The 255-nt window shown below is 55.3% G+C and carries 1 protein-coding gene; it reads left to right on the forward strand.

Annotated features, from left to right (window positions below):
- On the forward strand, positions 1-255 hold a 255-nt coding region (locus LZP73_RS21245), incomplete at both ends, for a hypothetical protein (RefSeq protein ID WP_234236994.1).

Raw genomic sequence — 255 nt, forward strand, 5'->3', positions numbered from 1 at the left:
ATGCCTCTTCTGTCTATCGGGTTCTCAGTGGGGAAGCGCGTGTCGCTGCCGGTACGCTGCTGAATCTGCCGGCAGGCAGTATCTGGAAGTTCAGTCCCGGCACCCGTTTGCGGGTGTATGGTGCCTTAAATGCCGTGGGAACCTCATCGAACAAGATTTATTTCACCTCTTATCGTGATGACAGTGTCGGCGGCGACAGCAATAACGATGGCTACAGTGAAGGTGCGGCCGGAGATTGGATAAGCCTGCGCTTTG

Source organism: Shewanella sp. AS16 (assembly GCF_021412365.1).
Taxonomy (GTDB): domain Bacteria; phylum Pseudomonadota; class Gammaproteobacteria; order Enterobacterales; family Shewanellaceae; genus Shewanella; species Shewanella salipaludis.